The organism is Pseudomonas neuropathica, assembly GCF_051174785.1.
Taxonomy (GTDB): Bacteria; Pseudomonadota; Gammaproteobacteria; order Pseudomonadales; family Pseudomonadaceae; genus Aquipseudomonas; species Aquipseudomonas neuropathica_A.
On record NZ_CP195111.1, the window covers coordinates 6276427 to 6293243 of the forward strand.

Sequence of the window (16817 nt, forward strand, 5' to 3'; positions counted from 1 at the left end):
GAAGGGTTTGGTTATATGTCTGGCACTTGTTGTGTGCTTCGATTTTTAACTTCGATCCATTGAGCCATGTATTGAGTGCTTTTGTGCGAATGATGACGAAGCATGCTGCCAATGAAGTTTTTGGCTCTGAGGTTGTGTAAGTCTTGTTGGCAATATCGCAGTTTTTCAATCAATGCCAAACCATGTACTGACTGTGAGAAGCGTTGATTCAGCAGCGTATATCCCGCCAGACGTGCCTCCTGCCAACGCGTCTCCTCCTGGTAAAGCGCAACGGCATTGATGGCGAACTCGACTGCGCTGCTCGTCACAAAGCCCGGCCAGGGCTGATCGCCGTGCATGCCCTCGGCGCCAACCGGTGTGGTGACGCTGGGCGTGCCGCACAGCATGGCATCGACCAGTTTGCCTTTGATGCCGGCACCAAAGCGCAAAGGTGCCAGGCACACGCGCGCGGCAGACATGACCTGCAACGCATCTTCGGCCCAGTTCATGATGTGGAAACCTTCGCTGGCGTTATGCAGCGCAGTGGCTTTCGGCGGCGTGTAGGCGCCGTAGATGTGCAGTTGTGCCCGGGGCAATTGTTGGCGAATCAGTGGCCAGATCGTGGTTTTCATCCACAGTACGGCATCCCAGTTGGGCGCATGACGGAAGTTGCCGATGCTCAAGAAGTTCGCCCTGTCTGCAAATGAGGCAGGTGCGGCCGCAGGCGGATCGATCATTAACGGACACCAGTGCAGCAACTGCTGAGGCAGGCCGAACTGTTCGATCAACAATTGGATTTCCACTTCGGAGATCATCAGGTTCAGATCGCAACGGTACAGTGCAGCGATTTCACGTTTGGCCAGATCGGTCTCGGCCATCAGTCCGAACTCGTCGCGCAGGTCTGGAGCAAAGACATCACTGAAATCATTCAGGTCAGAATTGACCTTGAGACGAGACTTGAGCCGTTGGTGACGCGCATGCCGCAGACTTTGCAAGTCCGATGTTTCCAGCACGCGCAGCGCCTGCGGGCAGTGTTTTTCAACTCGCCAGCCGAACTGTTCTTCCATCATGAATTGGTCGAACAGCACGATGTCCGGTGCCAGTTCGCTGATGAACGCATCGAAGCTGCTGTTGTTGAGTTCGATGGCGACTTCGCGAATGCCGAGAGCGGCAAGATCTGCCTTGTGCTCGCCGGGGCCGGCCGGGCTGCTGAAGGTGATGTCCCAGCCTTGTTGCAGAAAGGTTTCGAGGATTTGCATCACATGACCGCTGGCCGCAGAAGAGCGCGGCTCGGGCCAGACGTAGCCGATGACCAGGACTTTGGTGTTATCGGGTTGGGTCATGGGTGCAGATCCTTTAAAACAGGTGAGAAAAAAGGGCGCAATTAAACCACAGCCATAAAGCTCGGGGGCGCCCTCCATCCGGTAAAGGGATCACGAATGGGGTGTTATTGATTACGGCGGGGCGCATGCCTTCTATCCTGAGTCGATGGAGTATCAAGTGCCTTAGCGATAGCGCTGAATTATCAGCCGCCAGAGACTAAAGAGTTGACTCAGGATAGAACTGCGGTGATGCGTGATTACAGCGTGGGTATGTTGCAAATTGTGCTTGGATATAACAAGTTGCTTCGGTCGTTAGTTCGGCATTTAACCGTTCAATATGCCTTTTACCTTGTCGCGCAACTGATCAATTGAGAACGGTTTGCCGATTACATGCATGTCTGCTGGCGCATCGATGGTTTCAGCGTAACCACTGGCAAACAGAATGGGCAGGGTGGGGCGCAGATTGCGTGCTTTGGTTGCCAGTTCGTGGCCATCCATGCCCGGCAGGCCGAAGTCGGTCATCATCAGGTCAATGTGCTGACTCGAATTTCCCAGAATCTCCAGAGCCTGTTCGCCACCGTCAGCTTCGAGCACCTTGAACTCCAGCTCCTCCAGCACATCGACAATCAGCATGCGCACGATGTCGTCATCTTCTACGACAAGGATGGTGGAGGCGTTGGCAGACATAATAAGGCTCTCGAAAGTCAGTTCAGGGTCGCCGGTCGATCAAAAGTGCCGGGCTCTTGCATCAGTAAGTGGCGCAGTGCCACAAGTTCCCTGCCTGCAACAAAAAAAGCATAGCTGCTGACGGGGCGGCAAGGATAACTGTTCAGGGGTACAAACGTGCCGGCGTACGTAGGAATTTGCGGCGAAAGGTGTGAGAAAAATGGATCCATGCCGTCGTTTTGGGGCAAACTGCCTGTTTTTCAACAGTTCGACAAGGCTGCCCCATGTCCTCTCCGTCTACGGTTGATGAGCAACGGTTTCGCAAACTCCTGAGTCGCAACATCAGTCTGCCCTTGGGCGTCGGTGTGCTCAGTGCCGTGTTCTTCGTGTCGCTGATCACTTATCTGCTGTCGGTTATCCAGTGGGTGGAGCACACCGACCGGGTGATCAATAACGCCAATGAAGCGGTGAAACTCACCGTGGACCTGGAAACCGGCATGCGTGGTTTTCTGCTCAGCGGCGACGAGCACTTCCTCGACCCGTACGAAACGGCCAAGCCGCGCATTACCGTGGCGCTCAACACGTTGCTCGAACTGACGGCCGATAACCCGGTGCAAACCGATCGTCTGCGCCGTCTGCAGGCCTTGCAGACCGAGTGGGCCAATTACGCGCAATCGATGATCGATCTGCAGCGCTCAAGCGGCGATTACCGGGGCGCGGTCAAGGCCGGGCGTGGCAAGCGTCTGACGGACGAAATCCGCAGCCAATTCGAAGACGTTATCGAGACCGAACAGGTCTTGCGCACCACGCGCAATGAAGAAGTGCGCCGCACTACGATCTGGAGCATCAGCCTCTACCTCATATTCATCGCCGGGATCAGTGGTTTGCTGGCCTATATCGGCCGACGTGATCTGGTCAATCTTTCCGACAGCTACAGCGCCACGCTCGACGCTCAACAAGCCAGTGCCGAGCGTCTGGAGCAGCAAGCGTGGTTGCGCAATGGCCAGACTGAACTTGCCGAGCAGGTGCTGGGGCAACTGACGTTGAATTTGTTGGGGCGCAATATTCTGCAGTTTTGCGCGCAATACCTGGGCAGTGCCGTGGCGGCGCTGTATGTGCGTGAAGAGCACGGTGGCCTCAAGCGGGTGGCCACTTACGGTTTCTCTCGCGAGCAGGAAGAGCAGGACCAGTCGATCTACAGCGGCGAGGGTATTGTCGGTCAGGTGGCGCAACAGGCGCGGCTGATCCGTCTCGATTCGGTGCCGTCGGACTACTTCAAAGTCAGCTCCGGGCTTGGCGAAGGTTTGCCGCACAGCGTGCTGGTGGTGCCCACCAGCGATGACGATCGGGTCAACGGTGTGATCGAGCTGGGTTTCCTGCGGCCGCTCAATGATCGCGATATCGAACTGCTGGAGCTGATTGCCGGCAACATCGGTACGTCCATCGAAGCCGCGCGCTATCGCCAGCGCTTGCAGGAAGTGCTGGCCGAAACCCAGCAGCTCAACGAAGAGTTGCAGGTGCAGCAGGAAGAGCTGAAAACCGCCAACGAAGAACTCGAAGAGCAGTCGCGGATTCTCAAGGAGTCCCAGGCGCATCTGGAAACCCAGCAAGTCGAGCTGGAGCAGACCAACGAGCAGCTTGCCGAACAGGCGCAGACCCTGGCCGAGCAGCGCGACGCCATGGACCTGAAGAACACCGAACTCAATCAGGCCCAGGTGCAACTCGAAGAACGCGCCGAAGAATTGCAGCGCTCAAGCAAGTACAAGTCCGAATTCCTCGCCAACATGTCCCACGAACTGCGCACGCCGCTGAACAGTTCGCTGATTCTGGCCAAGTTGCTGGCGGAGAACCCGCAGGACAACCTCAGCGCCGAACAGGTCAAGTTTGCCGAGTCGATCTATTCCGCCGGCAACGATCTGCTCAACCTGATCAACGACATTCTGGATATCTCCAAGGTCGAGGCGGGCAAGCTCGAAGTGATTCCGGAGAACACCAGTGTTGCGCGTCTGGCCGATGGTTTGCGCAGCGTGTTCGAACCGTTGGCGGCAGACAAGCAACTGACCTTCAGTGTCGATCTGCAGCCCGGTGCGCCGGGCATGTTGTATACCGACCGCCAGCGTCTGGAGCAGGTGATCAAGAACCTGCTGTCCAACGCCGTGAAGTTCACCGAGAAAGGCACTGTCAGTCTGACCATTGCTGGCCAGCCTGACGATCGAATCGCATTCATCGTGCGCGACTCGGGTATCGGCATTGCCGCCGATCAGCAGGAGAGCATTTTCGAAGCCTTCCGCCAGGCCGACGGCACCACCAATCGCAAGTACGGCGGTACGGGGCTGGGCCTATCGATTTCGCGGGATCTGGCGACATTGCTCGGTGGTTCGATCAGCGTCAGCAGCACGCCGGGGCAGGGCAGCGTGTTCACGCTGGTGTTGCCGCAGCAATACAACGAGTCCAACGAAGTCCCGTTCGCGCCATCGACCTTTACGCCGCCCGCCACAATGGTCAGCACACCGCTGGCGCCGGTGGTTTCGCCGTTGGCACCGGTGCACATTCCGCGCTTCGCCGATGACCGCAACAAGGCGCCATTCGCTACGCGTTGCATTCTGGTGGTGGAGGACGAGCCGAACTTTGCGCACATCCTTTACGATCTCGCGCACGAACTCGGCTATCAGTGTCTGGTGGCCCATGGCGCGGACGAGGGTTATGACCTGGCGAAAGAGTTCGTCCCGGATGCGATCCTGCTCGACATGCGCCTGCCGGATCACTCTGGCCTGACGGTGCTGCAACGCCTGAAAGAGCACGCCGAAACCCGGCACATCCCGGTGCATGTGATTTCCGTCGAAGACCGCGTCGAAGCGGCCATGCACATGGGCGCCATCGGTTATGCCGTCAAACCGACCACCCGCGAAGAACTCAAGGACGTGTTTGCCCGTCTCGAAGCCAAGCTGACCCAGAAGGTCAAACGCGTGCTGCTGGTCGAGGACGATGATTTGCAGCGCGAAAGCATTGCGCGACTGATCGGCGACGAAGACATCGAAATCACCGCCGTCGGCCTTGCGCAGGACGCTTTGGAGCTGTTGCGCACGACGATCTACGACTGCATGGTCATCGACTTGAAGCTGCCGGACATGCTCGGCAATGACTTGCTCAAGCGCATGTCCACCGAAGATATCTGCTCGTTCCCACCGGTCATTGTCTACACCGGGCGCAACCTGACCCGTGATGAAGAGGCCGAACTGCGCAAGTATTCGCGCTCGATCATCATCAAGGGCGCACGTTCGCCGGAACGTTTGCTCGACGAGGTCACACTCTTTCTGCACAAAGTCGAATCGCAGTTGTCCCATGAACGGCAGAAGATGCTCAAGACCGCGCGCAGCCGCGACAAGGTCTTCGAGGGTCGCAAGGTGCTGCTGGTGGACGACGATGTGCGCAACATTTTCGCCCTCACCAGCGCTCTGGAGACCAAAGGCGCAGTCGTGGTCATCGGCCGGAACGGTCGTGAGGCGATTGAAAGACTCAATGAAGTCGAGGATATCGATCTGGTGTTGATGGACGTGATGATGCCGGAAATGGATGGTTTTGAAGCGACCATTGAAATCCGCAAGGATCCGCGCTGGCGCAAGCTGCCGATCATCGCGGTGACGGCCAAGGCCATGAAGGACGATCAGGAGCGCTGCCTGCAGGCGGGCGCCAATGATTACCTGGCCAAACCCATCGACCTGGATCGCCTGTTCTCGCTGATTCGCGTGTGGTTACCGAAGATGGAACGCATTTAGTGGAACGCAGTACGCCAGCCGAACGAAACAGTGAAATCGAACTGCGCTTGTTGATCGAGGCGATTTACCTCAAGTACAGCTACGATTTTCGCGATTATTCCGGCGCTTCGATCAAGCGCCGGGTGCAGCACGCATTGAGCCAGTTCGAGTGCGCGACCATTTCGGCATTGCAGGAAAAGGTCCTGCATGACCCAACGGCGTTCATGCAGTTGCTGCAATTGCTGACGATACCGGTCAGCGAGATGTTTCGTGATCCGTCGCACTTTCTCGCGATCCGCCGGGAAGTGGTGCCGTTGCTGCGCACCTATCCGTCGATCAAGATCTGGATCGCCGGGTGCAGCACGGGCGAGGAGGTCTATTCGATGGCGATTCTGCTGCGCGAAGAAGGCCTGCTCGATCGTACGATCATCTATGCCACCGACATCAACCCGCGCTCGCTGGACAAGGCCAAGCAGGGGATTTTCTCGATGGAGAATGTTCGCGCGTACACGGCCAACTATCAGCAGGCCGGTGGTCAGCGCTCGTTTGCCGACTACTACACGGCAGCGTACGGTTACGCGATTTTTGACAAGAGCCTGTGCGAGAACGTGACTTTTGCCGACCACAGTCTGGCGACCGACAGCGTGTTCTCCGAAACTCAATTGATTTCCTGCCGTAACGTTTTGATCTACTTCAACAAGAAGCTTCAGGATCGGGCGTTCGGCCTGTTTCATGAATCGCTTTGCCATCGCGGCTTTCTGGTACTCGGCAGTAAAGAGACGCTGGATTTTTCCAGTTATGCCAACCAGTTCGAAGCGCTGGTGAAACAAGAACGGATCTACCGCAAAACATGAACGAGGCTGTGGATTTACCTCGCGTCGAGGCGATAGTGGTCGGTGCTTCCGCCGGTGGCGTTGAGGCCTTGCTCGCGCTGCTCGGGCCGCTGCGCCAAGGCTTCGTGCTGCCGATCATCGTCGTGCTGCACCTGCCTGAAGAGCGCCGCAGTCAATTGGCTGAGGTGTTTGCCCGGCGCCTGATGCTGCCGGTGGAAGAGGCGACGGACAAGCAGGACATCGCCCCCGGCACGGTTTATTTCGCCACACCGGGTTATCACTTGTCGGTGGAGCAGGATCGCAGCCTTTCGTTGAGTCTTGAGGACCGCGTGCATTATTCCCGGCCTTCGATCGACTATCTGTTTGAATCGGCCGCTGACGCCTATGGTTCATCTCTGGCCGCTGTACTGCTGACCGGCGCCAATCACGATGGCGCGTGCGGGCTGGCGCAAGTCAAAAAGCGCGGAGGCTTGACCATTGTTCAGGACCCGCAAGAGGCGCAAGTCGCCACCATGCCTCTGGCTGCACTGAAGATTCAGCAGCCTGATCATGTCCTACCCATTCACGGCATCGGCCGTCTGCTTGTCGAGCTGGAACGAATCGCATGCTGAGTAATATCCAAGCCAAACTGCTGATCGTCGACGATCTGCCGGAGAATCTGCTGGCACTCGAAGCGCTGATCAAGCGTGAAGACCGTACCGTCTACAAAGCGTTATCGGCGGATGAAGCGCTGTCGTTGCTGCTGCAACACGAATTTGCCATGGCCATTCTCGACGTACAGATGCCGGGCATGAACGGCTTCGAACTCGCCGAGTTGATGCGCGGCACCGAGAAAACCAAGAACATCCCGATCATTTTCGTCAGCGCCGCCGGCCGTGAACTGAACTACGCGTTCAAGGGCTACGAAAGCGGGGCGGTGGACTTTCTGCATAAACCGCTGGATATCCATGCGGTGAAGAGCAAGGTCAACGTCTTCGTTGATCTGTATCGCCAGAGCAAAGCGCTCAAGCAACAGCTCGAAGCGCTGGAGCAGGCCCGTCGCGAACAGGAAGCGCTGTTGCAGCAACTGCAAAACACCCAGCTGGAGCTGGAGCAAGCGGTGCGCATGCGCGATGACTTCATGTCCATCGTCGCCCACGAAGTACGCACGCCGCTCAACGGTCTGATTCTGGAAACCCAGCTGCGCAAGATGCACCTGGCCCGCGACAATGCCGCAGCGTTCACCCTCGACAAGATGCACGCCATGGTCGACCGCGATGAGCGGCAGATCAAAAGCCTGATCCGCCTGATCGAAGACATGCTCGACGTGTCGCGCATTCGCACCGGCAAGTTGTCGATCCGGCCGAGCCGTTTCGATCTGGTGCAACTGGTGAGCAATCTGCTGCAAAACTTCGGGCCACAGATCGAGGCTGCGGAAACCGAAGTGTCGTTTACCGCACCAGCGCCGGTGGAAGGCCATTGGGACGAGTTCCGTATCGAGCAGGTGGTCACCAACTTGCTGACCAATGCCCTGCGCTATGGCGGTCGGAGTCCGATTCAGGTGCGGGTTTACCGTGAAGGTGATGAGGCGCGGGTCGAGGTGCAGGATCGTGGCATCGGTATCAGCCAGGAGAACCAGAAGCGTATTTTCCAACAGTTCGAACGGGTTTCCGCCAAGACGGTAGTCGCCGGGCTCGGGCTGGGTCTGTTCATTTCCGAGCAGATCGTCGCCGCCCATGGCGGCTCCATCGTCGTCGAGAGTGAAATCAACGAAGGCGCCCAGTTTCGCGTTTGTCTGCCAATTCAGGAAAACGGCACATCCGACGCAACCTCTGATTGACCGTACGGTCGTATCAGCAGCTATTGACCGAACAAAGGCTTCCCATGAGCGTAGATGCACAAGATGTAGTACTCGTCGTCGAGGACGAACCGGTTATCTTGATGGTCCTGACGGATTACCTGTCGGGGCAGGGGTATCGCGTGTTGCAGGCCGAAAACGGCGAGCAGGCGTTCGAGATTCTTGCGAGCAAGCCACATCTGGACATGTTGATCACCGACTTCCGCTTGCCGGGCGGTATCTCCGGCGTGCAGATCGCCGAACCCGCCGTCAAGCTGCGCCCGGACCTGAAGGTGATTTTCATCAGCGGTTACCCGCAGGAAATCCGCGAAACCGGCAGCCCGATCACGCGCAAGGCACCGATTCTGGAAAAGCCGTTCGACCTGGATGTGTTGCAGGAAAAGATTCAGGAATTGCTTGCCTGATCACCCGGCCTGCTTCAGCAGGCCGTATTCTCCCAATCAGCTTTTGATCATCTCCCGCACCTTCGCGGTCAACAGATCGAAAGTGAACGGTTTGGTGATCATCTGCATCCCCGAATCGAGGAACCCGCCACGCACCGCCGCGTGCTCGGCGTATCCGGTGATAAACAGCACCTTCAGACCTGGCCGATATTGTCGGCCGACTTCCGCCAGTTGCCGGCCGTTCATGCCCGGCAGGCCGACATCACTGATCAGCAGATCAATGCGCTGCGTCGAGTTCAGAATCGGCATGGCGCTGTCGGCATCCCAGGCTTCGACAAAGGCGTAGCCCAACTCACCGAGCACCGCGCAGACCAGCACGCGCACGGCCGGGTCATCTTCGACGATCAGCACGGTTTCGCCGTCCAGCGCATCCGGTGCCTGTTGAATGTCGGCGTCGGGGCTTTCCAGCTCTTCACCGCGAAAACGTGGCAGGTAGAGCCTGACGGTGGTGCCCTCATCGATTTCACTGTCGATCGAGACGTGGCCCCGAGACTGCTTGCTGAAACCGTAGATCATCGACAGGCCCAGCCCGGTGCCCTGGCCAATCGGTTTGGTGGTGAAAAATGGATCGAACGCGCGACTGACAACACTCTGCGGCATGCCGCTGCCGTTGTCGGTGACACTGAGCATCACGTAATCACCGGGTTCGAGGTTGCTGTAGGCTTCCGTGAATTCGCGTGTGAGCACCTGATTGCTGGTCTCGACCACCAGTTTGCCGCCGTCAGGCATGGCATCGCGGGCATTGATCACCAGGTTGAGCAGGGCGCTTTCCAGTTGATTGGGATCCGCCTCCGCGACCCACAGCTTGTCGTTGAGGCGCATGTCCAATTGAATGCTTTCGTTGAGGCTGCGTTGCAGCAGCTCACCCATGGACAGCACCAGCGTGTTCATCTGCACGGCTTTGGAATCGAGCGACTGGCGGCGTGAAAACGCCAACAGACGATGGGTCAGACCGGCGGCGCGATTGGCCGAGGTCACGCCCAGATCGATCAGGCTATCGAGGTCCTCCGTGCGCCCACGGGCCAGACGCCGACGCAGCAATTCCAGGCTACCGATGATGCCGGTGAGCATGTTGTTGAAGTCGTGGGCGATACCGCCGGTGAGCTGGCCGACCGCTTCCATCTTCTGCGATTGGCGTAGCGCTTCTTCGTTGTGGCGTAGTTGCGCGGTACGCTCTTCGACCTGTTGCTCAAGGGTTTCAAGGGTCGATTGCAGACGCCGTTCACTTTCGCTCAAGTCGATCAGCCGGTCGCGGGCTTCGTATTGTCGTCGTCGGCCGCGCAATGCGGCAGAAACCATACTGACCAGTGTCGCCGGATGAAACGGTCGCTCAAGGAAGGTCACGTTGCCCAGCAGATCGCTCAGACGCGAGGACGGGCCTTGTTCCTGACCACCGTGATGGGTCAACAGCACAATGGGCAGATCCGACCACGCTGGCTGCTGCTCCAGGTGCAGGAACAACGCTTCCAGCTCCGGCCCGCGCAACGCTTCGGCAGCGACCAGCACCAGACCGGCACCCAATTCCAGTTCGATACACAGCGATCCCAGATCGGGGGTGACCAGCCCTTCGTAACCGGCCTCGTTGAGGATCATCAGCGCAATCTGGCTGTCGCGACCCACAGGCGCCAGAATCAGCGCCCGTTCGGCCAGCGGCACTCGAACCGTCACAAGTGTTCTTCCTGCAACAGCGGATTACTCGCGCCGAGGTAGGTGGGGACGCCACGCAGTACGCCCTGAAAGGCTTCCAGCGGTTCGCCGATGGTCATGCCTTGCGTGGAAATACGGTATTCACGAATGGTCGATTCGTGGCTGCCGGTGCGTTTCTTGATGATCGAGATCGCGCGGCGGACTTTGCCCAGTGCTTCGAAGTAGCGCAACAGAATCACCGTGTCAGCCAGATAAGTAATGTCGACCGGCGCTTGCATGTCGCCAACCAGACCATGTTGGGCGACGGTCATGAAGGTCGCCGCGCCTTTGCGGTTCAGGTACAGCAACAGTTCGTGCATGTGCAGCACCAGCGCGTTTTCTTCCGGCATCGCCGCCTGATAGCCGTTGATGCTGTCGATGACCACGGTTTTGATTTGACCTTCATCGACACAGCGGCGCACGCGATGGGAGAACTCGCCCGGCGACAGTTCAGCGGCGTCGACTTGTTCGATCAGCAGATTACCGGTGGCTTGCAGCGCCTTGAGGTCGATGCCGATGTTGTTCATCCGCTCGAACAGCAGGCCGAGTTCTTCATCGAAGATAAACAGCGCGGCCTTTTCACCACGTCCAACCGCAGCAGCGGCGAAAATCATCGAGATCAGCGACTTGCCGGTACCGGCAGGGCCGAGAATCAGCGTACTTGAACCGGTCTCGATACCGCCGCCGAGCAGGGCGTCCATCTCCGGGATAGCGCTGGACAGTTGCAGGCGCGCATAGTCGCCGCGGTGTTCTGCCGCCACCAAGCGGGGGAACACATGCACGCCGTCACCCATGATGGTGAAGTCGTGGAAACCGCCGCGATACTTCTGGCCCCGGTATTTGACCACCCGCACGCGTCGGCGCTCGGCGCCGTAGTTGGGTGTCAGTTCTTCAAGGCGAATCACCCCGTGAGCGACACTGTGCACGGTTTTGTCGAGGGACTCGGTGGTCAGGTCGTCGAGCAGCAGCACAGTGGCGTTGTAGCGCACGAAGTAATGCTTGATGGCCAGAATCTGCCGGCGATAACGCAAAGAACTCTGCGCCAGCAAACGGATCTCCGACAGGCTGTCGAGCACTACACGCGTGGGCTTGAAGCGTTCGACTGCTTCGAAAATCTGCTTGGTGGCTTCGCCCAGTTCCAGGTCGGAGGAATACAGCAGGCTCTGTTGGTGCTCGGCATTGAGCAGGCTTTCCGGGGGCGTCAGCTCGAAAATCTTGATGTTGTCATCCAGCGTCCAGCCGTGCGACAGCGCACCCTGCCTTAGTTCGCGCTCGGTTTCCGAGAGCGTTATGTACAACGAGCGTTCGCCGGCTTTCGCGCCGGCCAGGAGAAAATGCAAAGCGACCGTGGTTTTGCCGGTTCCGGGCTCACCCTCCAGCAGGAAAACATGACCGCGAGACAAGCCACCGGCCAGGATGTCATCCAGACCCACAATGCCGGTAGCGGCTTTCACACTGATCAACTCGTTAGAAGTAGACAAAAAATGCCCTCTCATGACTAAGGGAAGCGAGGCCGCCAACTAATCGAGCGGCCTGAATAACTTGACCTTGCGCCGTGATGGCAGTTCCGAACTTCCTTGCCGGAAGTTCGAACAAGCTGTCGAAAATGGCTCAGAGACCCTGCTGCAGAGCCGGATCATCCGGGTTCAACTGCTCCAGTTGTGCCAACAGAATCTGCACATTCTGCAACTGGCCGCTTTCTTTCCAGTAGTTGATCAGCAAGACCCGCGCCTTGCGGTCAGCGGGGTGGCGCTGAACGATTTCCTGCAACTGCTTTTGCGCTGCTTCCAGTTCTTCGGCGCTGTGCAGGGTGGTGGCGAGGTCGTAGCGGTAATCCTTGTTGTCGGGTTCCAGCTCGACGGCTTTGGACAAACCGAGCAGGGCGTATTCGCGCTGATCGTGATGCAACAGCCAGAGACCGAGAGCATGTTGCAGGTAAGCAGAATCGGGTTGTGCTTTGAGCTGCTTGACCAGCAGTTGCCGAGCTGCATCGCTTTGCCCCTGGCGGTCAAGCACATCGATCTGCATCACCAGCGCGGGCAGATTGCCGGGTTCCATGCGCAGGGTATTGTCGAGCGCGACCTGCGCCTCTTTGAATTCGGCGTTGTGTATATGCAGTCGTGCCAGTTGCGCGTAGTTCGTAGCGCTTTCCGGCTGCGCCTTGAGCGCTTGCTCCCAACCGTCGATCGCTTGTTGCAGCGGAGCGAAATACAGGCCCAGTTCATCCGGAGTCAAGCCGAGGAGGGCGTTGATCGCGGCAAAGCGTACGGTTTGATCTTCATCCTCGAGCATCGGTCCGAGCAACAGGCTGCGTTGCCCGCCCGGCACCAGTCCCACCACGCTTTTGATCGCCGCCAGCCGCACGGCGGGGGCTTCGTTTTGCAGGTCGGTGTCGGCCAGTTTCAACGCTTGCGGGCTTGGGTAGTTGGGCAGCTCACCGTGCAGCCACACACGACGTTTGACCGAAATGTCTGGCCGGCCCAGTTGCTGATACAACTGACGCGCCGCGCCCGGTTGCCCCTTGCGGGCAGCATCCAGCGCTTCGCTATAACCGTGCTTGATCGCATCGGGTATGACCGGGACGGTGCTGCGCAGCGACAACCAGGCTACGACCACGACAAGCACAAGGCCCAGGCTGATAAGCAGGTAGCGGCGAGACTGAGGCATGCAGGTTTCCGAAACAGGCGTACTTGAGCAGAGCGGCAAGCTTCGGTCAGCTCGGGCCACGAGTCAAACCCTGTGCATGCGAATCGCCCTACAAGTTGCGTCGACTCAGTTACCCGTCAGGCTTTCGATGCAGTGTCTACGCTTGCAGAAGTCGTTTCGTTGAGTGTGCCCATGCAAGCCCTGTTCATTTACTTCAAGGCGGTGATTCATCCAGGTCAGGCCGTTCTGCTGTTTGCCCTGCGAACCATTGCGGCGGGATTGTTGACGCTGTATCTGGCGTTTCTGTTCGATCTTGATCAGCCCAAGTGGTCGATCATGGCGGTGGTGATTGTCAGCCAGCCATTGGCCGGGATGGCACTGGCGCGCAGTTTCGGCCAGGTGATCGGCACGACCCTCGGCGCGGTGGTGGCGGTGTTGATCATGGCCATTTTTCCTCAGGCACCGCTGCCATTCATCACTACCCTGGCCCTGTGGCTGGCGCTGTGTACGGCGGGCGGCACGTTGCTGCGCTACACCAGTTCGCAAGCGTTCGTACTCAGCGGTTATACCGCGGTGGTGGTGGCGTTGCTGGCGATTCCGGATCAGGACGGGACCTTTTTATTGGCCGTGACCCGCGTTACCGAAACCTTGCTGGCCGTGGCGTGCGTATGTGTGGTCAGCCTGCTGACGGCACGCCCGCAAGCCGTGGCCAAGGGCTATTTCGCCAAAGTCGATCAGGTGATCAAACTGGCCGCCAGCCATGCTGCGGCGGTGCTTCGTACGGAAGAAAGCGAAGCCGATTTCCAGCGCCGACAGATGCAACTGCTCGGCGAGCTCAGTGCCCTTGAAGGCCTGCGTCGGCACCTGTATTTCGATGCGCCACGCTTACGCAGTGCCAACCATCTGGTGCTGCTGTTGGGCAACCAATTGATGCTGCTGACCTCTCGATTGACCGCGTTACGTCATCAGCGCGAACTGCTCACCGAACGCTGGGAGGGTGAATTGCCGCTGGATATTCAACGTTTGCGCGCCGCTGAGCTGGCGCTGCTCGATCAGTTGGCAGAGCAGGGTCGGTCACTGCCTGCGCACACACGTCACCAGTTCGTTGCTTTGCAGCAACAGTTCGAGGCGCTGGCTTATCAGGCTGAGCAGTTGACCGAAGACATGAGCGCCACCTTGCGCTCACTGGCCTGGGCGTTGCGCTGGGAGCAGGCGCGGCTGTTGCAGCAACTGGAGCAGATTCTTGAGTTGAGCGATGCCATTCAGGAAGGGCGCGAGGCCAGCTGTCTCTATCGTGGCCAGGTCAGCCCTCTGCATCTGGATTTCACCCTGGCGTCGATGAATGCGATCCGCGCCTTCACCGCGTTACTGGTGGCCGGATTGATCTGGATCGAAACGGCGTGGGACGGCGCGCGGGGCGGGATGATTCTGGTGGGCATCCTCTGTTCGCTGATGGCCACGTTTCCGCGTCCGCTGATGGCCGCGCAAAGTTACGCCCGCGGCTTGGGGTTGGCGCTGGTGGTGTCGGCGTTCTATCAGTTCATGCTGGTGCCGGCGATCAGTGATTTCGAGCTGTTGGCGTTGTTGCTGGCGCCGCTGCTGTACGTGATCGCGATAGGTCTGGCCAGCCCGGCCACGGCAGGAATCGGCATGGGGCTGGGGTTGTCGAGTTTTCTCATGCTTGGCCCACAGAATGTCGGTACCGGGCAGAATACGGCGATTCAATGGTTCGAATTCGCCGGAGCCTACGTCAGTGCAGCCATGCTCGCCCTGATCGTTTACGCGTGGATTTTCCCGTTTCGCCCGGCATGGCGGCTTCGCCGCTTGTACAACGAAGCGCGCGAGCAGGTGTATGCGCTGAGCAAAATCCCGGCGACCGATGAACAACAGTTTGCCTTTGAAAGCCGCATGGTCGATCGCCTGACCAGCATGCTTGGCCTGCTGCCAGCGGTGAACAACCGGGCCATGCAGCAACTCTATGAAATCAGTCTGGCGTGCGTGGCACTGGGTGTGGCAATGCACCAACTGCGGCAGCAGGCACACAACAATGCGCTGCTGACGGACGCCTTCACTCAGCGTCTGGCTTCGGCCGTGCGCGAGACCGGGCGTTTTGTCGCCGGGCGGCAGGATGTGCAACTGGCGCCATTGTTGGCCACCCTGCATACATTGGGCGATGAGCTGGATGAACTGCACGTCGCCAGCCATGAGCATGTCTGGTCGCTGTTTCGTATGCGCGTGGCGCTGTTGATCGTCGTGTCATTTCTGCAGCGCCACGGTGACGCCATCCAGCGTTCCGTCCCGGAAGGAGAAGCAGCCCTTGCCCATTGATTTCGAGATCGGCGGTGTTTACTTGCCGCCCATTGCCCAGGCGTTACTGTTGGCCGTACCGATCTTCGTGATGCTGGACTGGGGATTGCGGCGCCTGGGCGTGCTGCGTCTGGTCTGGCATGAAGCGCTTTTCGAAGGCGCCTTATATGCCTGTGTCTGTGCCACGCTGATTTTGCTGATGGGAGCCTGATGCCTTGAAAGTGTTATTCACGCGATTGATCACGTTGGCAGTGGTGTTGTTGGCGATCGTGCTCGGCTGGTTTGCCTGGGAGCATTACACCCGCGCGCCGTGGACTCGCGATGCCCGAGTCAGGGCCGATGTGGTAACACTGTCGGCGGATGTCTCGGGGCGCATTGTCAGTCTGGCGGTGCAGGACAACCAGCATGTGGAGAAGGGGCAGCTGTTGATGGAGATCGACCCGGCGCGCTACCGCCTCGCTGTGGAGCACTCGCGGCGTTCGGTGGAAGTGGCGAAGGCAACGCTGGGCCAGTCGCAAGCGGCAATTGTAGCCAGTGAAGCCTTGCTCAAGCAGCGGCAGAGCGAAGAGCGCCGGCGGCGTACGCTCAAGCAGGGGTTTGCGATTTCCGGGGAAGAGTGGGAGAAATCCAGCACCGATGTGGCGGTGGCTCAGGCAGACCTGCTGCGCAATCAGGCCAATCTCGGTCTGGCTGAGGCCAATGTGCAGTTGGCGATTGCCGCATTGACCCAGGCAGAACTGGACTTGCAGCGTACCCGCGTCGAGTCGCCAGTCAGCGGTTACGTGACCAACCTCCTGACTCGGGAGGGTGACTACGCGGTAAGCGGCGGCGCTTTGATGGCGCTGGTCGACAGTGACTCGTTCTACATCAGTGGTTATTTCGAAGAAACCAAACTGCCGCGCATCGGCGAGGGCGATCGGGTGCGGGTGCAATTGATGAGCGGGGAGACCTTCGGCGGCACGGTGCAGAGCATTGCCTTCGCCATTGCTGACCGAGAAAACGCGCCGGGCAGTCGGCTGCTGGCCAATATCAATCCGAGTTACACCTGGGTGAAACTCGCGCAGCGGGTGCCGGTGCGGATTGATATCGACGGCGATTACGCCGGCAAAAACCGTCTGCGTGCGGGCACCACAGCGACCGTTACCGTGCTGGAAAACCCCCAATCTGAAGAACACCGTTAACCCTGTGGGAGCGAGCCTGCTCGCGAAAGCATTGGATCAGCCCCGATGGTGTCGCCTGACACACTGCATTCGCGAGCAGGCTCGCTACCACAAGATTTCATTGATCAAAAATCAAAAAAAGCCCCGCGACCGAATGATACGCGGGGCAAAAAATTTGGTTGG

At 58.7% G+C, this 16817-nt stretch carries 13 protein-coding genes; 8 read left to right on the top strand and 5 right to left on the bottom strand.

Features of this window, described 5'->3' with window-relative positions:
- Positions 1 to 11: 11 nt before the first annotated feature.
- Together ACRRSD_RS28190 and ACRRSD_RS28195 are read right to left on the bottom strand one after the other, a co-directional pair.
- Positions 12 to 1322 carry a glycosyltransferase gene (locus tag ACRRSD_RS28190; protein WP_435036485.1) on the bottom strand — a complete coding sequence of 437 codons (1311 nt, stop codon included), beginning with the start codon at positions 1320 to 1322 and terminating at the stop codon, positions 12 to 14.
- A 303-nt stretch (positions 1323 to 1625) separates the two neighbouring features.
- Complete coding sequence (locus ACRRSD_RS28195) at positions 1626 to 1988, bottom strand: response regulator (protein ID WP_435036486.1); 363 nt, start codon at positions 1986 to 1988, stop codon at positions 1626 to 1628.
- Positions 1989 to 2251: 263 nt separating this feature from the next.
- On the opposite strand from ACRRSD_RS28195, the gene ACRRSD_RS28200 reads away from it, so the two are divergent.
- Genes ACRRSD_RS28200 through ACRRSD_RS28220 form a run of 5 tightly spaced genes read left to right on the top strand, consistent with a single transcriptional unit; the run spans position 2252 to position 8796 of the window.
- Complete coding sequence (locus ACRRSD_RS28200; RefSeq protein ID WP_435036487.1) at positions 2252 to 5743, top strand: response regulator; 3492 nt, start codon at positions 2252 to 2254, stop codon at positions 5741 to 5743.
- Positions 5743 to 6576, top strand: coding sequence for a CheR family methyltransferase (locus tag ACRRSD_RS28205; RefSeq protein ID WP_122600440.1), 834 nt, complete (start codon positions 5743 to 5745; stop codon positions 6574 to 6576). The genes ACRRSD_RS28200 and ACRRSD_RS28205 overlap by 1 nt, the downstream gene beginning before the upstream one ends.
- Complete coding sequence (locus tag ACRRSD_RS28210) at positions 6573 to 7166, top strand: chemotaxis protein CheB (protein WP_435036488.1); 594 nt, start codon at positions 6573 to 6575, stop codon at positions 7164 to 7166. Before ACRRSD_RS28205 ends, ACRRSD_RS28210 begins: the two co-directional genes overlap by 4 nt.
- Positions 7160 to 8374, top strand: coding sequence for a hybrid sensor histidine kinase/response regulator (locus tag ACRRSD_RS28215; RefSeq protein WP_435036489.1), 1215 nt, complete (start codon positions 7160 to 7162; stop codon positions 8372 to 8374). Before ACRRSD_RS28210 ends, ACRRSD_RS28215 begins: the two co-directional genes overlap by 7 nt.
- Positions 8375 to 8418: 44 nt before the next feature.
- Positions 8419 to 8796, top strand: a complete 378-nt coding sequence (locus tag ACRRSD_RS28220; RefSeq protein ID WP_003225116.1) for a response regulator — start codon at positions 8419 to 8421, stop codon at positions 8794 to 8796.
- A gap of 36 nt (positions 8797 to 8832) precedes the next feature.
- Here ACRRSD_RS28220 and ACRRSD_RS28225 read toward each other — a convergent pair whose 3' ends face one another.
- From ACRRSD_RS28225 to ACRRSD_RS28235, 3 genes are all read right to left on the bottom strand, one after another.
- A complete protein-coding gene (locus ACRRSD_RS28225; RefSeq protein WP_435036490.1) occupies positions 8833 to 10503 on the bottom strand; it encodes an ATP-binding protein in 1671 nt (556 codons plus the stop codon).
- Positions 10500 to 12002, bottom strand: coding sequence for an ATPase domain-containing protein (locus tag ACRRSD_RS28230; protein ID WP_435036491.1), 1503 nt, complete (start codon positions 12000 to 12002; stop codon positions 10500 to 10502). Before ACRRSD_RS28230 ends, ACRRSD_RS28225 begins: the two co-directional genes overlap by 4 nt.
- Before the next feature lie 130 nt (positions 12003 to 12132).
- Complete coding sequence (locus tag ACRRSD_RS28235) at positions 12133 to 13188, bottom strand: tetratricopeptide repeat protein (protein WP_435036492.1); 1056 nt, start codon at positions 13186 to 13188, stop codon at positions 12133 to 12135.
- A gap of 171 nt (positions 13189 to 13359) precedes the next feature.
- Between ACRRSD_RS28235 and ACRRSD_RS28240 the strand changes: the two genes are divergently transcribed.
- The 3 genes from ACRRSD_RS28240 to ACRRSD_RS28250 are packed head-to-tail and all read left to right on the top strand — an operon-like array spanning position 13360 to position 16655.
- On the top strand, positions 13360 to 15495 hold the full coding sequence (locus tag ACRRSD_RS28240; RefSeq protein WP_435036493.1) for an FUSC family protein: 2136 nt from the start codon (positions 13360 to 13362) through the stop codon (positions 15493 to 15495).
- Complete coding sequence (locus ACRRSD_RS28245) at positions 15485 to 15685, top strand: DUF1656 domain-containing protein (protein ID WP_435036494.1); 201 nt, start codon at positions 15485 to 15487, stop codon at positions 15683 to 15685. Before ACRRSD_RS28240 ends, ACRRSD_RS28245 begins: the two co-directional genes overlap by 11 nt.
- 4 nt (positions 15686 to 15689) lie before the next feature.
- Positions 15690 to 16655 carry a biotin/lipoyl-binding protein gene (locus tag ACRRSD_RS28250; protein WP_435036495.1) on the top strand — a complete coding sequence of 322 codons (966 nt, stop codon included), beginning with the start codon at positions 15690 to 15692 and terminating at the stop codon, positions 16653 to 16655.
- The last annotated feature ends 162 nt before the right edge of the window (positions 16656 to 16817 follow it).